The organism is Campylobacter sp. US25a, assembly GCF_004379075.1.
Taxonomy (GTDB): Bacteria; Campylobacterota; Campylobacteria; order Campylobacterales; family Campylobacteraceae; genus Campylobacter_D; species Campylobacter_D jejuni.
Window position 1 is genome coordinate 56,734 of record NZ_RYYM01000001.1, and the last position, 17,234, is coordinate 73,967.

Annotated in this window: 18 protein-coding genes and 1 pseudogene; 6 read left to right on the forward strand and 13 right to left on the reverse strand. The window is 32.4% G+C overall.

The features are described from left to right. Window positions 1–60 precede the first annotated feature (60 nt). Entirely contained in the window at window positions 61–1,596 is a 1,536-nt protein-coding gene (gene guaA, locus ELQ12_RS00285) for a glutamine-hydrolyzing GMP synthase (RefSeq protein WP_070252823.1), read from the reverse strand. A gap of 138 nt (window positions 1,597–1,734) precedes the next feature. Here guaA and ELQ12_RS00290 point away from each other — a divergent pair, with 138 nt between their 5' ends. The 3 genes from ELQ12_RS00290 to ELQ12_RS00300 are packed head-to-tail and all read left to right on the forward strand — an operon-like array spanning window position 1,735 to window position 5,222. Continuing rightward, window positions 1,735–2,229, forward strand: coding sequence for a hypothetical protein (locus ELQ12_RS00290; protein WP_004305626.1), 495 nt, complete (start codon window positions 1,735–1,737; stop codon window positions 2,227–2,229). Next, complete coding sequence (uvrC, locus tag ELQ12_RS00295) at window positions 2,222–4,024, forward strand: excinuclease ABC subunit UvrC (protein WP_126219642.1); 1,803 nt, start codon at window positions 2,222–2,224, stop codon at window positions 4,022–4,024. The genes ELQ12_RS00290 and uvrC overlap by 8 nt, the downstream gene beginning before the upstream one ends. A 1-nt stretch (window position 4,025) precedes the next feature. Beyond that, window positions 4,026–5,222 carry a hypothetical protein gene (locus tag ELQ12_RS00300; protein WP_070252829.1) on the forward strand — a complete coding sequence of 399 codons (1,197 nt, stop codon included), beginning with the start codon at window positions 4,026–4,028 and terminating at the stop codon, window positions 5,220–5,222. Here ELQ12_RS00300 and ELQ12_RS00305 read toward each other — a convergent pair. From ELQ12_RS00305 to ELQ12_RS00365, 12 genes and pseudogenes are all read right to left on the reverse strand, one after another. Next, window positions 5,219–6,121 carry a radical SAM protein gene (locus tag ELQ12_RS00305; protein WP_070242776.1) on the reverse strand — a complete coding sequence of 301 codons (903 nt, stop codon included), beginning with the start codon at window positions 6,119–6,121 and terminating at the stop codon, window positions 5,219–5,221. The two genes, ELQ12_RS00300 and ELQ12_RS00305, sit on opposite strands and share 4 nt — an antisense overlap. Continuing rightward, entirely contained in the window at window positions 6,118–7,140 is a 1,023-nt protein-coding gene (gene hemE / locus ELQ12_RS00310) for a uroporphyrinogen decarboxylase (protein ID WP_126219091.1), read from the reverse strand. Before hemE ends, ELQ12_RS00305 begins: the two co-directional genes overlap by 4 nt. 72 nt (window positions 7,141–7,212) lie before the next feature. After that, window positions 7,213–7,746, reverse strand: coding sequence for a hypothetical protein (locus ELQ12_RS00315; protein WP_002871003.1), 534 nt, complete (start codon window positions 7,744–7,746; stop codon window positions 7,213–7,215). 1 nt (window position 7,747) lies between these two features. Next, a complete protein-coding gene (gene ciaC, locus ELQ12_RS00320; protein ID WP_002871002.1) occupies window positions 7,748–8,068 on the reverse strand; it encodes an invasion antigen CiaC in 321 nt (106 codons plus the stop codon). Window positions 8,069–8,124: 56 nt separating this feature from the next. Next, window positions 8,125–9,318 (reverse strand): MFS transporter, encoded by a 1,194-nt coding sequence (locus ELQ12_RS00325; protein ID WP_134264544.1) that lies wholly within the window; start codon window positions 9,316–9,318, stop codon window positions 8,125–8,127. 111 nt (window positions 9,319–9,429) lie between these two features. After that, on the reverse strand, window positions 9,430–10,110 hold the full coding sequence (locus ELQ12_RS00330) for an IS6-like element IS1216 family transposase (RefSeq protein ID WP_001015311.1): 681 nt from the start codon (window positions 10,108–10,110) through the stop codon (window positions 9,430–9,432). A gap of 37 nt (window positions 10,111–10,147) precedes the next feature. Then, window positions 10,148–10,432, reverse strand: a complete 285-nt coding sequence (locus ELQ12_RS00335) for a hypothetical protein (RefSeq protein ID WP_057035465.1) — start codon at window positions 10,430–10,432, stop codon at window positions 10,148–10,150. Next, window positions 10,419–10,982, reverse strand: coding sequence for an HTH domain-containing protein (locus ELQ12_RS00340; protein ID WP_057035466.1), 564 nt, complete (start codon window positions 10,980–10,982; stop codon window positions 10,419–10,421). Before ELQ12_RS00340 ends, ELQ12_RS00335 begins: the two co-directional genes overlap by 14 nt. A 236-nt stretch (window positions 10,983–11,218) precedes the next feature. Next, the gene (gene aph(3')-IIIa / locus ELQ12_RS00350; RefSeq protein ID WP_101031679.1) at window positions 11,219–12,013 is read right to left on the reverse strand and encodes an aminoglycoside O-phosphotransferase APH(3')-IIIa; all 795 of its coding nucleotides are present in this window, start codon (window positions 12,011–12,013) and stop codon (window positions 11,219–11,221) included. 93 nt (window positions 12,014–12,106) lie between these two features. Further along, window positions 12,107–12,649: a streptothricin N-acetyltransferase Sat4 gene (gene sat4 / locus ELQ12_RS00355; RefSeq protein WP_063854935.1), complete on the reverse strand. Its 543-nt coding sequence runs from the start codon at window positions 12,647–12,649 to the stop codon at window positions 12,107–12,109. Next, window positions 12,646–13,554: an aminoglycoside 6-adenylyltransferase gene (ant(6), locus tag ELQ12_RS00360; protein WP_057035408.1), complete on the reverse strand. Its 909-nt coding sequence runs from the start codon at window positions 13,552–13,554 to the stop codon at window positions 12,646–12,648. Before ant(6) ends, sat4 begins: the two co-directional genes overlap by 4 nt. Window positions 13,555–13,901: 347 nt before the next feature. Continuing rightward, window positions 13,902–13,979, reverse strand: a pseudogene (locus ELQ12_RS00365) (IS607 family transposase); the annotation flags it as partial. A gap of 286 nt (window positions 13,980–14,265) precedes the next feature. Between ELQ12_RS00365 and ELQ12_RS00370 the strand changes: the two are divergent. Genes ELQ12_RS00370 through ELQ12_RS00380 form a run of 3 tightly spaced genes read left to right on the forward strand, consistent with a single transcriptional unit; the run spans window position 14,266 to window position 17,103 of the window. Beyond that, a complete protein-coding gene (locus tag ELQ12_RS00370; protein WP_126219093.1) occupies window positions 14,266–15,288 on the forward strand; it encodes an IS1595 family transposase in 1,023 nt (340 codons plus the stop codon). 14 nt (window positions 15,289–15,302) lie between these two features. Next, on the forward strand, window positions 15,303–16,508 hold the full coding sequence (locus ELQ12_RS00375) for a class I SAM-dependent methyltransferase (RefSeq protein ID WP_126219094.1): 1,206 nt from the start codon (window positions 15,303–15,305) through the stop codon (window positions 16,506–16,508). Beyond that, window positions 16,480–17,103, forward strand: coding sequence for a restriction endonuclease (locus ELQ12_RS00380; protein ID WP_126219095.1), 624 nt, complete (start codon window positions 16,480–16,482; stop codon window positions 17,101–17,103). Before ELQ12_RS00375 ends, ELQ12_RS00380 begins: the two co-directional genes overlap by 29 nt. Window positions 17,104–17,234: the final 131 nt, after the last annotated feature.

The following is a 17,234-nucleotide window of genomic DNA, read 5'->3' on the forward strand; positions in this document are numbered from 1 at the left end:
AAATTCTAGCCTTATTTTTATAAAAATTTTATAATAAAAATAAGAGCTAGAAAAAATGGATCATTCCCATTCTATGGTTGCAGGTGGTTTGCTTGAGATATCATAAACAACGCGGTTTATACCTTCTACTTCATTGATGATACGGCGACTTATGTTTTCTAAAACTTCGTAAGGTAAATGCGAGAAAGTAGCTGTCATACCATCACTTGCATCTACAACGCGTATACAAACTGCATTATCATAAGTGCGGTTATCCCCCATAACCCCAACGCTTTTAACATTTAAAAGTACGCAAAATGCTTGCCAAGTTTTATCATACCAGCCGGTGCTTTTAAGTTCTTCAAGTAAAATTACATCAGTCTTGCGCAATAGTTCTAAGCTAGGGCGATTTACTTCTCCCATAATGCGTATAGCAAGCCCTGGTCCAGGGAAAGGATGGCGATAAACTACTTCTTTGCTAAGTCCAAGCTCAAGTCCTAGGGCACGCACTTCATCTTTAAAAATTTCTTTTAAAGGCTCTATGAGTTTAAGATTCATTTTTTCAGGCAAGCCCCCTACATTATGATGGCTTTTAATGGTTTTGCTTGCACCTACAACAGAACTTTCTATGATATCAGTATAAAGTGTTCCTTGAGCGAGATATTTTACATCTTTATGTTTTTTTGCTTCTTCTTCAAAAACTTCTATAAAGGTATTTCCTATGATTTTTCTTTTTTGCTCAGGATCTCTAACATTAGCCAAGCGACTTAAGAAAATTTCACTTGCATCAATGCTGATAAGATCGATACCTAAGGTATTTTTAAACATAAATTCAACTTGTTCTTTTTCTCCGCTCCTTAAAAGTCCATTGTCTACAAAAACTACTATAACTTGCTCTTTTATAGCACTGGCTAAAAGTGCAGCAACTACACTACTATCTACTCCGCCACTTACAGCACAAAGCACTTTATCACTGCCTACTTCTTCACGGATTTTTTCTGCTTGAGTTTTTGCAAAAGAACCCATATTCCAAACACTTTCACAATTACAAGCGTATTTAGCAAAATTTTTTAAGATATTTTTGCCAAATTCACTGTGTTGCACTTCTGGGTGAAATTGTAAGGCAAAAAATTTCTTATCTTCATTGCCAAAAACACAAAAAGGGCTATTTTCACTTGTGGCTAAAACTTCAAAACCTTGAGGTAAATTTTCTACTTTATCAGAATGACTCATCCAAACAGTTTGTTTTTTTGGAAGATTTTTAAATAAAGCACTATCTTTTTTAACTTCTATGTTTGCTTTACCATATTCTTTATGTCCTGCAGGTGCAACTGTAGCTTTGTAATGATGCGCCATAAGCTGCATACCATAACAAATTCCAAGAACAGGTAAACCTAAATCAAATATGCCTTTATCGCAAAAATACGCATCAGTTGCATATACGCTTGCTGGACCTCCGCTTAAAATAATACCTTTTGGTTCTTTTGCTTTAATATCGGCTAAGCTTACATTAAAAGGTAAAATTTCTGCATAAACTCCTTGCTCCCTTAAGCGTCTTGCTATAAGCTGAGTGTATTGAGAGCCAAAGTCTAAAACTAAAATATCTGCTTTTTTCATTATTTACCACCTATGTAATTGTTCGTATTTTTTAATGGTTTTTACCGAGCCATTTTGTTCATAGCTTGTGTATTGAGGGTTGCCTTTATATCCGCAAGCACAGAAGAAAATTAAGAAAAGAAATGCTAAAATCATCTTATGAGAAAAAGAAATAATATTAAGATGACTAAAAACGCTAGTGCTGTTATTAATGAATTGATGGATAAACCTCATTATAAGCCTTTAAAAACCTTATTTTTTTGCAAAGATTTTTTAAGTTCTTTTCCGCTTGCTAAGCAACGTTTGATTGCTAAAATTTATGTAAAAAATCATATTTTAAATATAATAACCTTACATCCAGCAGCTTATCAAGAATTAAATCATGATGATAGCAAAATTTATATTAAATTTCTCATAAAAGCATATGGACAAAAATATCCTTTAAGTGGATTTGTTGATATAAAAGATATAAAAATCTTTTCCCAAAAATACACTTATGCAGTAAATAAAAACAAAAATGATGAAAAACTCTCTAAAAATTCTTATTTGGAGCTTTCTAAGGGTGAATTTAAAAATTGCTTTAAAGATGAAAAATTATTTAAGAAATTTGAAGATTTAAGAGAACTTATCAAAAAGGGTTCTAATCTTGACTAAAGAGAATTTAGAAAATGAGTTAAAAACTCTTCCCAATAGCGCTGGAGTTTATCAATACTTCAATCAAGAAGGAAAGCTTTTATATGTAGGTAAGGCTAAAAATCTTAAAAATCGTGTCAAATCTTATTTTGCTTTTACTCCAAATTTACATGCAAATCCAAGAAATTCTTTAAGAATTCAAAAAATGATTGAAGAAACAGTGCATTTGGAATTTATCACTACTAATTCAGAAGCTGATGCTTTGATTTTAGAAAATTCTTTTATCAAACAACTGCATCCAAAATATAATATTTTACTAAGAGATGATAAAACTTATCCTTATATTTATGTGGATTTTGAAGAAGAATTTCCACGCTTTGAGATTACTAGGAAATTGGTAAAAAAAAGCAAAATCAAATATTTTGGTCCTTTTTTTAAAGGCGCTAGAGAGCTTTTAGATGCGCTTTATTTATACTATCCTTTAAAGCAAAAAGCAAGTTGTAAATCCCCTTGTATTTTTTATCAAATTTCTCGTTGTCTTGCGCCTTGTGATAAACGCATCAGCAGGGAAAAATACCTTGAAATTTTAGATGAGGCTATGCACGCACTTTTAAATCCTAGTATTTTAATAAAAAATTTAGAAAAACAAATGCTTGTTTTAGCGCAAAATGAAAATTACGAAGAAGCAGCTAAAGTAAGGGATCAGATTGCAACGATTAAAGATTTGGAAGTTAAGGTTGAAATAGATATTGCAAAATTAGAAGATTTTGAAGTGTTTGCTTTAGCCTTTGAAAATTCCATGCTTTCAACCTTACGTTTTGTGGTGCAAAATGGAAAAATTATCAGTGCAAATTCTAAGATTACTCCTATAAAAAATGATATACAATGGGATAAAAATGAAATTTATAAGCAATTGATTTTAGAAAATTTTAGTATGGATATTCCTTTGCTTGCAAATGTTATTTATGTTTATGAAGAATTTGAAGATAGAGTGCTTTTGGAAGAAATTTTAAGCCAAAGGTTTGATAAAAAAATTAGTATTAAAATCCCTAAAATAGGAGAAAAAAGAAAAATTTGTGATTTGGCTTTTCAAAATGCCCTTTTAAATATAGAAAAAGAGCAAAAAAATCATGATTTTACTATGCAAAAAGAATTAAAGTCTTATTTTGAACTTGAAAATTTACCAAATGATATAGAAATTTTTGATAATTCTCATTTGCAAGGTGTGGCAAATGTTGGAGCTATGGTAACTTATAGAATGAATTCTTGGGATAAGTCAAAATATCGAAAATTTCATTTAAAACATAAAAATGACTACGAACAAATGCGTGAAGTCTTAACGCGTAGGGCTTTGGACTTTGATAAAATACCTCCTCCTGATTTATGGCTTATAGATGGAGGAAAGGCTTTGCTTGATTTGGCTAAAGAAATCATTGTAAGTAGTGGAGCTAATATCGATATTTTAGCTATTTCAAAAGAAAAAATCGATGCAAAAGCACATAGGGCTAAAGGAGGTGCTAAGGATAAAATTCATTCCTTAAAAGGAGAATTTAGCTTAAGTATTAACGATAAAAAACTACAATTCTTACAGAAATTAAGAGATGAAGCGCACCGTTTTGCTATCAGCTTTCATCAAAATACTAAGAAAAAACAGGACTTGAAAAGTTCTAAGCTTGCAAATTTAGGACTTAGTTCAGGGGTTATACAAAAACTTTTAGCGTATTATGGAAATTTTGAATCTATATATAAGGCTGATTTTAAAGATCTTGCAATGCTTGTGGGTAAGAAAGCGGCGCAAAAGATAAAGGAAAATTGATTTGATATTAGCGGGGATAATTTTTATTTTTAATCTAATTTTAGCGTATTTAAGTATTGATATCTTAAAGCTTGATAGTGTTACTGAACAACTGAAAATAGGTATGTTTTCTAGCATTTTTGTTTTATCTTTAACACTTTTTATTTTTGCTTTTAGACAAAATAGAAATATAAACAAAATATATCAAAAAATTTTTTGTATGCAAAATGATTTTTTAAATTTTCAAAAAAAGATTGATGTTGATAGTGCGCTTGATTTGTTAAAGGAAAAATTTGAAACTACGGGACAAAATTTAACTAAAATATCCCATGAAAAAGACAGATATTTGCATTTATTAGAAGAAAATTTATATCAGCTTGGAAATATATCTAATGCAATGCGTTGCTTAAATGAAGGGTATAATAAAGAAATTAATTCTTTGATTTTAAATGCCTTAAATTCTCAAAAAGATCAAATTAGATTAGAATTAAATGAGGCTTTAGAGCATCATAAAAGCATTATAGGGACATCTCATGGAAAGGTTTTGCAGTTTGAAGCAAATGTGGCTATAGTTAATAATGATGAGCTTGAAAATTTTTTACTTGCAAATTTACTTTCGTATTTTGGCATAGAAAGTACTTGTTTTAAAAATTTAAGTTTTGATGTTAATGACTTTCATTTGATTTTTATCAAGGATAAAATTTTAAATGAAAATATAAAGAAAAACTATGATTTTATAGTGATGGGTCGGCATAAAAATACACATTATGAGTATTTTTTAACTTTACCTTTTGAAAAAAAAGATCTTGAAAATATTTTGCAAAACAAGCTTGATAAGGTTTGCACTTTAAAATTTAAAACTCCTTATCAAAATAATGTATTGCTTTTTAAACAAAATGATTTTGATGCAACCTTATTTTTTAATATAATAGAAAAACAATGCGATAAAAATATATGTATAAATTCTTTTAGTCAATTAAAACAAGAATTAAGCAAGGAGACTTATCGTTTGATTTTGCTTGATTATGAATTAATTAAATTTGATCTTGAGCAAATGAGAAATTTGCTAAGTGTTTATAAAAAACAGCATCCGCAAAGCCATATCATATTTTTTTCAAAGGAAAAAGTTAGGGATTTTGATTGTGTGAGTGAAGTTTTAAGTGATGTAAGTAGAAATGATCTTATAACTTTACTTAGAAAGTATTTACCAAAGGCCTAAACTTTATAAAATTTAACTCCAGCTAAATCGAGAATTTTTACCTTTTTTTCTTTGATAAGTTGATTTAAGAGAGTTTTAGATTGTTCATCAAATTTCGCTTCTATGTCTATTTCGCTTTGTGAGCGTAAATGAAGCATTTTTAATAATTCTTCTTTATTGAAGTTTAGTTTTTCACCTTCATAATGTCTTTTGGCTAAGAGTACAGGAGTAGAATCTATAAGTTTGGAAAGTTTTAAAAGTTTTTCTTCGCTTACTTTTTTAACGGCATAAGCAGGAGGTCTATCTATGGTGCTTAGATCAACTCTTAAAGGCATGATTTTTTTTAAAGCTTGATTGAGTGCTTTAAATTCTTCTTCGTTGTCATTAAGATCTTTAACAACTAGAATTTCCATAATTAAATCTCCATTAAACCTAGCTCTAAAATCTGCCATTTTTTCTATCATTTTTTCTAAGTCAATGTTTTTTAAAGCTCTATCAATACGATAAAAAGTTTTAGCAACTGCGCTATCTAGGCTAAATTTGACCACATCTAGTTTTAGCAAAGCATTAAATTTGTCTTCATCTAATACAGCTGTACCATTGCTTAAAATAAGCAATTTTTTATCTTTAGCAATGCTACGTAAAGATAAAATAAGCTCATTTAAATAAGGATAAAGACTAGGCTCTCCGTTGGCAGTAAGGGTAAGAAAATCAAATTCAACATTTTTTTCAAGCACAGCTTTAACTTCGGAGATAATTTTGTCTATGCTGATAATTTCATCTTGTTTTTCTTGGGCTTTTTTTTGAACAAGCTCGCAATAAACACAATCAAAATTGCATTGTTTTTCACTAGGACTTAAATCTATACCCAAAGATCTTCCAAAACGCCTTGAGCTAACAGGACCAAAGAGTATTTTCATTTAGCTGAACTTTCTTGTACAAGCTTGATAAAATATTTTGCATTTTCAACAGGAATATCAGGCAAGATCCCATGTCCTAAGTTGAAAATATGAGCTTTATTTTGCATGGTTTTTAGTATTTTTTCCACTCCTTCTTTGATGGCATTTTTATCATAAAGTCTGCAAGGCTCCATGTTGCCTTGAAGAGTGTATTTGTGCGATAGTTTATCACATGCTAAATCAAGCGGAGTGCTCCAATCAACCCCAAAAACATCAAAATTACCATCGATTATATCTAAATAACCGCTAATGCCTTTAGGGAATAAAATTACAGGTATATTTGCGTATTTGCTTTTAATAAAATTTGAAATTTCAAGCATATAATTAAAAGAGAAATCAAAAAACTTATCGTATTCTAAAGCACTTGCCCAGCTATCAAAAATCTGTATAGCATTGGCACCTGCTTTAATTTGCTCTTCTAAATAAAGTTTTAAAACTTGAGTTAGTTTGTTTAGAATTTTATGTAAAAGTTCTGGGTTTTGATAAAGCATTTTTTTACACTTTGCATAACTTTTACTTCCGCCTCCTTCTATCATATAGGTAGCTATAGTCCAAGGGCTTCCGCAAAATCCTATTAAAGCCTTATTTTGAGATAATTTTTCTCTAGTAAGCTTTAAGGCATCATAGACATAATTTAATTTTTTATGCGCATTTTGATCGTCAAGTTTTTCTAAGTCTTCTAGGGTTGAAATAGGATTATGAAAAACAGGTCCTTCTCCTTTTTCAAAATGTAAATTCATACCCATTTCGAGAGGAACAACTAAGATATCTGAAAAAATGATTGCTGCATCTACATCTAAAATATCAATAGGCTGTAAAGAAACTTCAGAAGCTTTTTTATAGTCTTTACACAAAGAGAGGAAATCGCCCGCTTGTTTTCTTACTTCCATATATTCTGGCAAATATCTTCCTGCTTGACGCATCATCCAAATAGGGGTGTAGGGTGTAGGTTTTTTAAAGCAAGCATCAATAAAAATCATTATTTTCCTTTGTTTTTAGCAAAATTATAACAGAAATTGATAAATTAAATTATCAATTTCTCGATATTTGCTTTACACAGAAGAGCCAACAGGCGCTGAAAAAACATTAAAAAAATCTTTATTATTTTCTTCTTGTTTTTTGCTATTGCCAAAGATTGGACTATTTTTAGTGTGATATTTAGCTTCGGCTTGCATTTGCATATAGCTTATTCCCTCTTGTGTATTTGACTTTCCGGAATTAAATTCTTGCTTGTTGTTTTTTATATCTTGTTTTTCAAGATCGAGATTAAGTTTCCCGTTAATTTTTTCATTAACTTGAGTGCTGATTTTTTCTTTGGTTTGTTCTTCTAGCTTCAATCTTATGTGTTCCCTATAAGCTTCTTCATCAGGAACCATTTTTTTTTCGTATTCTCCTGTTTTTTTGTTTAATACAAGTTCTTCCTTAAATTTTTTAATTTTGGAGCCGACAAATTCTTCTACTTCTTTAAGTAAAACTTTAAAAGGGGTATTCCATAAAGAATTTTCATCTTGCTTGAAGTTATTAGAAAATTTACGAGAATTATTAGAATTCTCGTTTATGTAGTTTGAGTTTTGATTGATTTGCATATTAAGCCTTTGTATTGTTTGCAGCATTTCCTGCGTCAATTGTAGCAAAAAGCTTATTTAGCAAAGTCTCCTCATTTTTTTTGTATTGATCTTCTCTCATTTTTTGCCAAGCATAAGATCTAAAATCTTCTCTAACAGCACCAAGATCAATGTCTTCATTAGTAAATTTGCTTGAGTTTGTTTTTTTCTCTTCCTTTTCTTCTTTGTTTTTTACTTCATTTAATGTGGCTTGAAATTCATCTGCCGAAGTATTTTTCTCTTTAACTTTAGTTGTGGTGCTAAAGATAGCATTTGATGTTTTTTGAGTGATATCTACTACCATTTTCTCCTCCTTTATTTAACTTTACATTAAACAAAAAAGCAATTTCTATTCCAGTTTTATACATTTTTTAAACTTTTTCTTTGAAATTTTTTATAATTTAATTTATCTTTGGCAAAAAGCAAGGCAAAAATCAAAGCAGGGCTTACAAAAAGTGCCGAAAATAAAGCATTAAATTCTATACCCAATCCTGCTAAAACAATCCCACCTAAAAAACTTGCTAAGGCTATGCCTACATTAAAAGCTGCTTCATTTACACTTACTGTGCTATCTATGACTTTATGAGTATGGCGTTTAGCTTTAGCAATGCTAAGCATTTTTAACGCAGGTATGGTTGAAAAGGCAAAAAATCCTATCAAGGCTACGCTAAAAATGATTAAAATTTTAGAATGCATGGTGAGAAATACGCTTAAAAATACTAGAACTTGTATGCTTAAAATAAGACGTAAAGAAAAAATAGCACCTTTTTTATCTACTATTTTTCCGCCCCATAAATTCCCACAAATTGCGCAAATTCCATATAAAAGCAAGATGTAAGCTGTATCTTGGACTCTAAAACCGCTTATTTCTACAAGTAATTTTTGCAAATAAGTATAAAGAACAAATTGAGCCCCACAACTACAAATGGTTATAGTATAAGTTTTTAACAAATTTTGATGTGAAAAAGCAGGGATTAAATTTTTAAGACTTGTTGGGCTAGGATGTAAATTTTTGGGCATCATATGCCATACTCCAAAAAATGCTAAGCTTGTAATGATAAAAATAAGTAAAAAGATAAATTTAAAGCCAAAATAATGCCCTATGAAAGTTCCAAGCGGCACTCCAGTAACCAAGGCTACAGTAAGTCCTGTGACCATTATAGCCAGAGCGCTTGATTTTTTATCATCTGGAGTTATAGCACTTACAGCTAAGGTAGCAATGACAAAAAATACTCCATGTTGTGTTCCTGCTATAAAACGTGCAAATGCTGTAAGATGGAAATTTTGGCTAAAAAAGATAATGAAATTTGCTAGAGCAAAAATTCCAAGATTGATTAAAAGTTGTGTATGTCTATGAAAACGACTTAAAGGTATGGTAATAAGAGGAGCGCCTATAACAACACCTATAGCATATAAGGTTGTAAGATATCCTGCGGTTTTTGCATCTACGCTAAAATACGTTTCAACATCAACCAAAACTCCTGCCATAACAAATTCGGTTACCGTTCTTACAAACCTATAAAATCCTATAAAAAGATATAAAACTCTATAAATAGGATTTTTGTTGTATTCCTGCCTCAACCTTGCTAGTTGCAATACGATTTATTGCTAGGTTCTGTTGCAAAGTTTTAAATAAAGAATAAAATCCCTTACGGTATCTATGATTTAAGCTGGGATTCCCAATAATACCTTGATTTCAGTACAGACCGAAAACCCGAAGAGAGTGCCTTCTTTTCGGGTTTTCTTATATAATCCTCGAATGGCTTCCATGCCTTTAATCGTGGTAGAGGCAGTGCGTAAACTTCGATAGAATTTATTGCGTCTCTTTACTGGACGATGGTCTTGTTCAATCAAATTATTCAGGTATTTAATGGTACGATGTTCTGTCCCTTGATAAAAGCCGTATTCTTTTAGTTTCTTAAAGGCACTTGTAATAGAGGGGGCTTTATCTGTGACTACAACCTTCGGTTCATCAAACTGCTTCACTAACCGCTTAAGAAAAGCATAGGCTGCTTGTGTGTCCCGTTTTTTACGTAACCAAATATCCAAGGTTAAACCATCTGCATCGATGGCTCGATACAAATAATGCCATTTTCCTTTAATTTTGATGTACGTTTCATCCATTTTCCATGAATAAAAGGATTTTTTATTTTTCTTTTTCCAAATTTGATAGAGTAGTTTGCCATATTCTTGCACCCAACGATAAATCGTCGTATGAGAAACGTTAATGCCACGATCATATAAGATTTCTTGAACTTCACGATAGCTAAGGTTATAACGAAGATAGTAGCCCACGGCTACAATAATCACATCCTGCTGAAATTGCTTTCCTTTAAAATGATTCATCGTCATTCCTCCTGCTATCTTTTTCTATTATTCTACCTTATTTGATAGTAGATTTAAAACTTTGCAACAGAACCGTCTGATTGTCAGCCACTAACCATTCATGAGACTGAGTGTTTTCATCTGAATCATATCTATACGTGCCAGAAACATTATATGTTTTGATGTCGTTTTCTAACAAAAACTGAGCTAACAAATCACTAGCATCATCACAGCATCCACTCGGGAATCTGCGAAATCTTATGTCCTTAAGAAACTCCCCTTTACCTTTAGCTATATCAATAGCGTCTCGAAATTGATTGACCAATCTTTTAATATCTTTCATCATATTCTCCGATAAATTCCTGTTTGTTTATATGTTCTATATTTATCATTTTATTGCCCAGCCATGAGAAATTCAAGCATGGAATTGATATTACCCTTTTATTACAGATTGCAGTCTGAATTGCTGCAATAACGTTATCCGCCAATGTATTTTTCTGTCCGGATGTGCTGTACACGTTAATACTGTTCTCCAACTCCTGTGCATAGTTTTTTTCACCATGCTTCAAAATAGATTTGATTTTATACATAGCTGAATCAAAATCCTTTATAAATGATTCATCTCCATGGCAATTTAAAAATTTCCCTGCTGTAATCAATGCACCCACTTCCGCCGCTGTAAACATTACCGGCGGAAGCAGGAAGCCCTCTACAAGAAAATATCCTTTTCCGGCCTCAGATCCAATTGGTATTCCGGCTTCTTCAAGTGTCCGGATATCTCTGTAAACTGTCCTTAAGCTTATATTAAATCGCTGTGCAATTTCTTTGGCAGGAATTATTTTTTTTGATTGCAGCTGAATAAGAATAGAGGTTACTCTATCAATCCTGTTCAAATTTTATTCCTCCTCTGTGACTTCCATAAAAAGTATATCCTATGCGTTCTTAAGCTAGCTGCTGTTAGTGCTTCTCATTGCACCCTGGTTATAAAAGTTATACTCACAAACCTCTTCACCAAAACTCTTTACATCCCTAATATAGAACTCTATCTAGCGAACTTTTAGAAAAGATATAAAACATCAGAGTATGGACAGTTGCGGATGCACTTCAGAAAAGATTAGATGTCTAAATACTAAAACAGTTCATCCAGTAAAATATAATATTTTATTTTCTCCCAATCAGGCTTAATCCCCAGTAAGTCAAAAAATAGCTCGACATACTGTTCTTCCCCGATATCCTCCCTGATCGACCGGACGCAGAAGGCAATATCGTACCACTTGTCCGCCTTACCGCTTCTCCCAAGGTCAATAAAGCCGCTTATTTTGCCATCCTTCACAAAGATGTTGCTGTCTCCCAGGTCGCCATGGGAAAAAACGAGTTCCTCTTCGGGCTTGTTCATCTTTAAAAAATCATACAGCTCGCGCGGGTCTTTAAACGGAGTGTCTTCTTCCCAGTTTTCGCAATACACATCAGCCAAGTTGCTGTTCAACAAATAGTCCAGTTCAGCTAAGCGGCTGTCTATATTATTAGTAAAGGGACAATCCGATATGTCGATGGAGTGAAAGAGCCTGATGCACTCCGCATACAGCTCGATAATTTTCTCAGGATTCTGTTCTGTTTCATATTCTTCCGAGCATAGGACGCCGCCGGCCTCACTCATGAGCAGATTGTTCCAGCCATCATGCTGTTCAAAGTGCAGGACCTTTGGGACAGGCAGCTTTCCTTCCAGCCATAGCATCATGTCCTTTTCCCGTTCCACATCATAGGTGGTCCCTTTATACCGGCTGTCCGTCATTTTTAAATATAGGTTTTCATTTTCTCCGACCAGTTTATATACCTTAGCAGGAGACATTCCTTCCGTATCTTTTACGCAGCGGTATTTTTCGATCAGTTTTTTCAATTCCGGTGATATTCTCATTTTAGCCATTTATTTTTTCCCTTCCTCTTTTCTGCAGTATTTAAAGATACCCCAAGAAGCTAATCATGATAAGACGAACTCTAATTCATTGTTCCTTGCATTCTAAAACCTTAAATACCAAAAAACTGCTTTTTCAAAGTTATTTCCAAAGTTAGCATATAACATAGTATCGATGGCGCCGATTTTGAAACCACAATTATGATAGAATTTACAAGCTATAAGGTTATTGTCCTGGGTTTCAAGCATTAGTCCATGCAAGTTTTTATGCTTTGCCCATTCTATAGATTTATTGATAAGCGCGCTGCCTATGCCTTGCCCCCTGAAATCCTTACATACGGCGATATCTTCTATATAAGCGTACCGGTTCCAATTTTTTCGCAGTTTAACTTTTCCGACGCATTTATCGTCTTGGTAGTAAAGATATATTATCTTATCCGTATTGTCTACATATTCAAGGCAATCTGCCTCCTCATCCTCTTTATCCTCTTCGTCTTGGTAGCTTTTTAAATATGGCGCTTCATAGAGCAATTCTGTAAAGGTCCAATTCTCGTTTTCATACCTCGGTATAATCTTACCTATCACCTCAAATGGTTCGCTGGGTTTATCGATATCTTTCAGGTGCCCTGCTTTCATTTCTGTAATCACTGTTCCCGCCTCTCTTCTATATCAGCGGCATATGTGCTATCCAGGCAGCCGGTTTCACCGGTGTATTTTTTATGCATGTCCCGGGTATACTTTGTTATATTTTTATCATATTCCGGATAGTCATAATGAAGCCTTTCCGCCACCTCACCGGATACCTCCCTGAACAATTGGTGGCATAGGAGCAATGCTTCCCATACGTTCTCACAAGAATCCATCCGGTATGTGGACAAAAGCCTCTTCCACAAATCCTCGGATATATACCTGTCAATAAACTTATAGTTCTTGCCAACGCTCAATTGAAACCCTGTTTCGATGCCTACCTTCCACGATATCATTCTAAGCAGCTCATGACGGACAATCTCGTTCAGATGGTCAATGGCAAACAAAATTTCCTTACGGCACAGCCCCTTCACCACATAGGGGGTTACATTCCAGAATTCATTACAGCAGTCGTCGTATTCCCGGGCGCTGGGCTTTCTTACGTGGTAATCAATATCGGTGGGAACCACATCCCGGTCAATCCTCCCGTCCTTGTCCAGAATAACCTGCATCAGCTTGTCGCCGTTCAGATAATCCTTCAACTCTTCCAGCGGCAGTAAGGTAAGGTCAATTTTATTATAATCGTCAAAATACATGATATAGGAGTATCCGCTTTCTTCCGCCGGGAATAGCTCCATATCCTCTGGTTTTTGCATCATTATAATATTCCCGAAGCTTTTAAGCCATTCATCCTTTAAAGTAAAGGATTCCACATCTGTTACGAAGTATGTGACATCATAATCCTGGAATTCGTCCTTAGGAATATTCACATTGGTACGCGACCCTTCTAATGTCATGATCCTGATACGGCTGTCCTGCCGTGCTATATCAAGCATCAAATCCATCATTTCCTTCTCGGTCCTCATATAATCCTCCCAATATATTAATAGGTATGCTGAAGTTTTCTTTCGTCTATATAATATCTTAACAAAACATAAATTTCTATTTAATATTATAAATGCAGCTTATAGGTAGGGGGCAATCCCGGAATAAAATGCCTCTTTATCACCCGTTTCTACTCCGAAAAGAGCCTCCTGTATAGCAAAAGTACTCACGTAGAATCTTGCACGAGGTATCAGAGACTCTGCCTGAGGGTAAATATTTAATATAAGCTCTATAAAGTCTTCGCCATAGCCCATGGGACAAATCAGTGAAGCGATGTCGATGGCAGGGTCATCAACGGATGCCTGCCCAAAGTCAATGATCCCGCTGACTCTTCCTTATTTCTAAGAGTTTGGATAGTAACACCAAGAGCTTTACTAGCTTGACCGATTGATAATAATTTATTCATAAGTGGCATTATAACAAAATTTTAGAAAATCAGTCAAGTAAAATCTATAAAATATTTATATAATTTTATAGATTTTTTTAGAATTTACTTAGCAGTTATAAACCCCCATACAAAAAGCACTAAGAGCTAGTGCAAAAAGAGCTTTTTTGTAATTTTGCATTTTAAGTTCCTTATAAAAAATAAAAACGCATTATAATAAAATAAGGCTCTGTTGTAATTAAATATTGAATTTTAAGCTTTATCTCGCTAAAATATCCATATTAAAAATAGCAATAAAGGTGTCAAAATGGCAACTTCAAACGCAGAGCTTGAAATCGTAAAACAGCTTTTTAGCACTCTAAGTGATGATGATAAAAAATCATTTCTAAAATCTATCAAATCAAAAGAAAAATCGGAACAAAATTTTACATTTACCAAAGAAATAAAAGAGTGTCCGCATTGTAAATCGGCCAATTTTACTAAAAATGGTAAAAATGGCAATTCTCAAAGATTTATTTGTAAGGATTGTTGTAAAACTTTTACAACTAGCAATAACACAATATTATTTGCCATTAAAAAAGATATGACAACTTGGAAATTATTTATCCATTGCTTAGTTGAAAAATATTCAATTAGAAAAACTGCTAAAATTTGCAACATAAACACTCATACAGCTTTTAACTGGCGACATAAAATTCTTGACGCATTACAAGAAATGCAAGAGAACATAAAACTTGACGGCATTATTGAAGCCGATGAAACATTTATGCCTATCTCTTTTAAGGGCAATCACAAAAATTTTAACCTACCACGCTTGGCTAAACAAAGAAGCACGGCAAACACGAAGCGTGGTTTATCAAAAGAGTTAGTTTGCATACCTTGTGTTGTTAATCTAAACGGCAAATCAGTAGCTAAAATAGCAAATCTTGGTAAGCCAAATGTAAAAGCTTTAAATAGCGTTATCTTTGGCAAAGTAGAAAAAGTGAGTGTATTTGTAACTGATAGTCTTAGAAGTTATTTAAAACTATCAAACGAAATGAGTTTAAATCACATAAGAATACCACGCAATAAACACTCTAATGGAAGTTTTAATATCCAAGTAGTAAATAATTATCATAGCTGTCTTAAATCAATGCTAGTGTATAATTTCAAAGGAGTATCTACAAAGTATCTTAACAACTATCTTGTCTATCATAATTTTGTAAATTTTGCAAAGGAAAGAAGTTTGGAAAAAGAACAAATTTTATTTAAGCATATACTTGAAACTAATTGTTTAGTAAAGAGTGCGAATATAGTAGATAGACCTGCTGTGCCGTTGTTGGTGGCATAGAAACAAGGATTAAAATGATAAATAAAGCTTCAAATACTATAGAAAACTACAATTTTGATGCACACAATGCAAAAAATAAATATACAAATTTAGGACTAAATCGTAATTTGGGACAATTTTTTAGCCCTAAAATTTTAGTTGATAAGTGTATTTCTTTGATAAAAAATAAAAATGGCAGAATTTTAGAGCCTAGTTGTGGTGATTTGGCATTTAAAAAATGTCTTAATGAAAATGCGGTTTTTATTGAGATTGATAAAAGTCTAGTTAAAGATAAAAGAGTTTTAAATATTGATTTTTTTAATTATCCGCAAAGCGAAAAATTTGATACTATTATTGGCAATCCACCCTATGTGGATAATAAATTTTTAACTATTACTCATAAAACAGACATTAAAGTTGAAGCAAATTTATACCTTTATTTTATAGAAAAATGCTTTCATCATTTAAAAGATAATGGAGAACTTATTTTTATCGTGCCACGAGATTTTATAAAGCTTACTTCGGCAAGATACACAAATAATCTGCTTTTAAAGTATGGAACCATCACTCATTTTTATGATTATGGTGATGAGAGATTATTTAGCGAAGCTTGTCCTAATGTTTGTATTTTTAGATACGAAAAGGGAAATTTTTCATATAAAACAAAGACTTTTAATGGTGAGAAATTTCTACTTATAAATGACGGAATAATCTGTTTTAGTGATACTGTAAATGTGCGTTCTTTGGGCGATTTTTTTGATATTAAAGTAGGTGCTGTCAGTGGTAAAGATGAGCTGTTTGTCAACGAAAATGGTGATGAGTTTGTTTGTTCGCAGACTGCTAAAACTGGCAAGCTAAAAAAGATGGTTTATGAAAGATATGATAAAGAGCTTGAAAATTTTAAAGATATTTTGATAAATCGCAAGATTAAAAATTTCAATGAAAATAATTGGTGGAGCTGGGGTAGAGCTATAAATTTTAGAGAAAATGAGGCTAGAATTTATGTAAATTGCAAAACTCGCAATAAAAATCCATTTTTTGTAAGTGATTGTAAAAAATGGGACGGCTCTGTTTTAGCATTATTCCCAAAAGTGCCATTAAATTTGGAAAAAACAGTAGAGCAATTAAATTCGCTAGATTGGGAACAAATGGGCTTTATGACTGGCGGTAGATATATTTTTACTCAAAAATCATTAAAGGAAGCGATGATAGATGATAAGATATTTACAAGATATGGTTGATTTTTTACAAGAAAATCCAGTAAGATTAATAAATGACAATGATGACGGTAGAATAAATTCTGCTACAAATGAAAATATTGTTTTGGATAAATTATCCACTAAATTTGATATAAATATACCACAAGCAAGGTGTTGGTATGATTTTGTAATGCCATTGCAGAACAAACTTTTTGTAAATGTGAAGATATCGGATTTATCAAATAACTCAGCTGATAATTGTAGCTCTAAACTTGGTATGGGGTATGCACTTTGTGGTATTGAAAATTTACCTATACACTGGGAAAAATTTCATCAAATATTAGCTAATGAACTAAAAATAGGTTACGATTATTATTTTTTAGTAGTTAATAAAAATAACACAAGTGATTGTTTTTGGACTTCGTTAAAGCGTATAAAAACGCTAACTTCAAATGGCAATAATTTACCATTTCAATGTGATTGGTCGCAAAATCGTGATTTTAGTAGTCGTAGCGAAATTGAAGCTATACGATATATCTTAAAAACATATATTGAGAGTTGGGATAAAAAGGCAAAGGGCTACCCTTTTATATTAAAGGAAATGCTAGTAAATAATAAGATTTTTGATAGCGAATGAAAAGCATATTTTATTAAATTAAAGTGCGATTTTGGCACTTTTTATTTGTCAATAAATCAACGCTTTATTACAACAGAGCTTAAAATAAAAGCTTAATTTCCTTAAAAAAATCAAAATATTTTTGTTAAAAT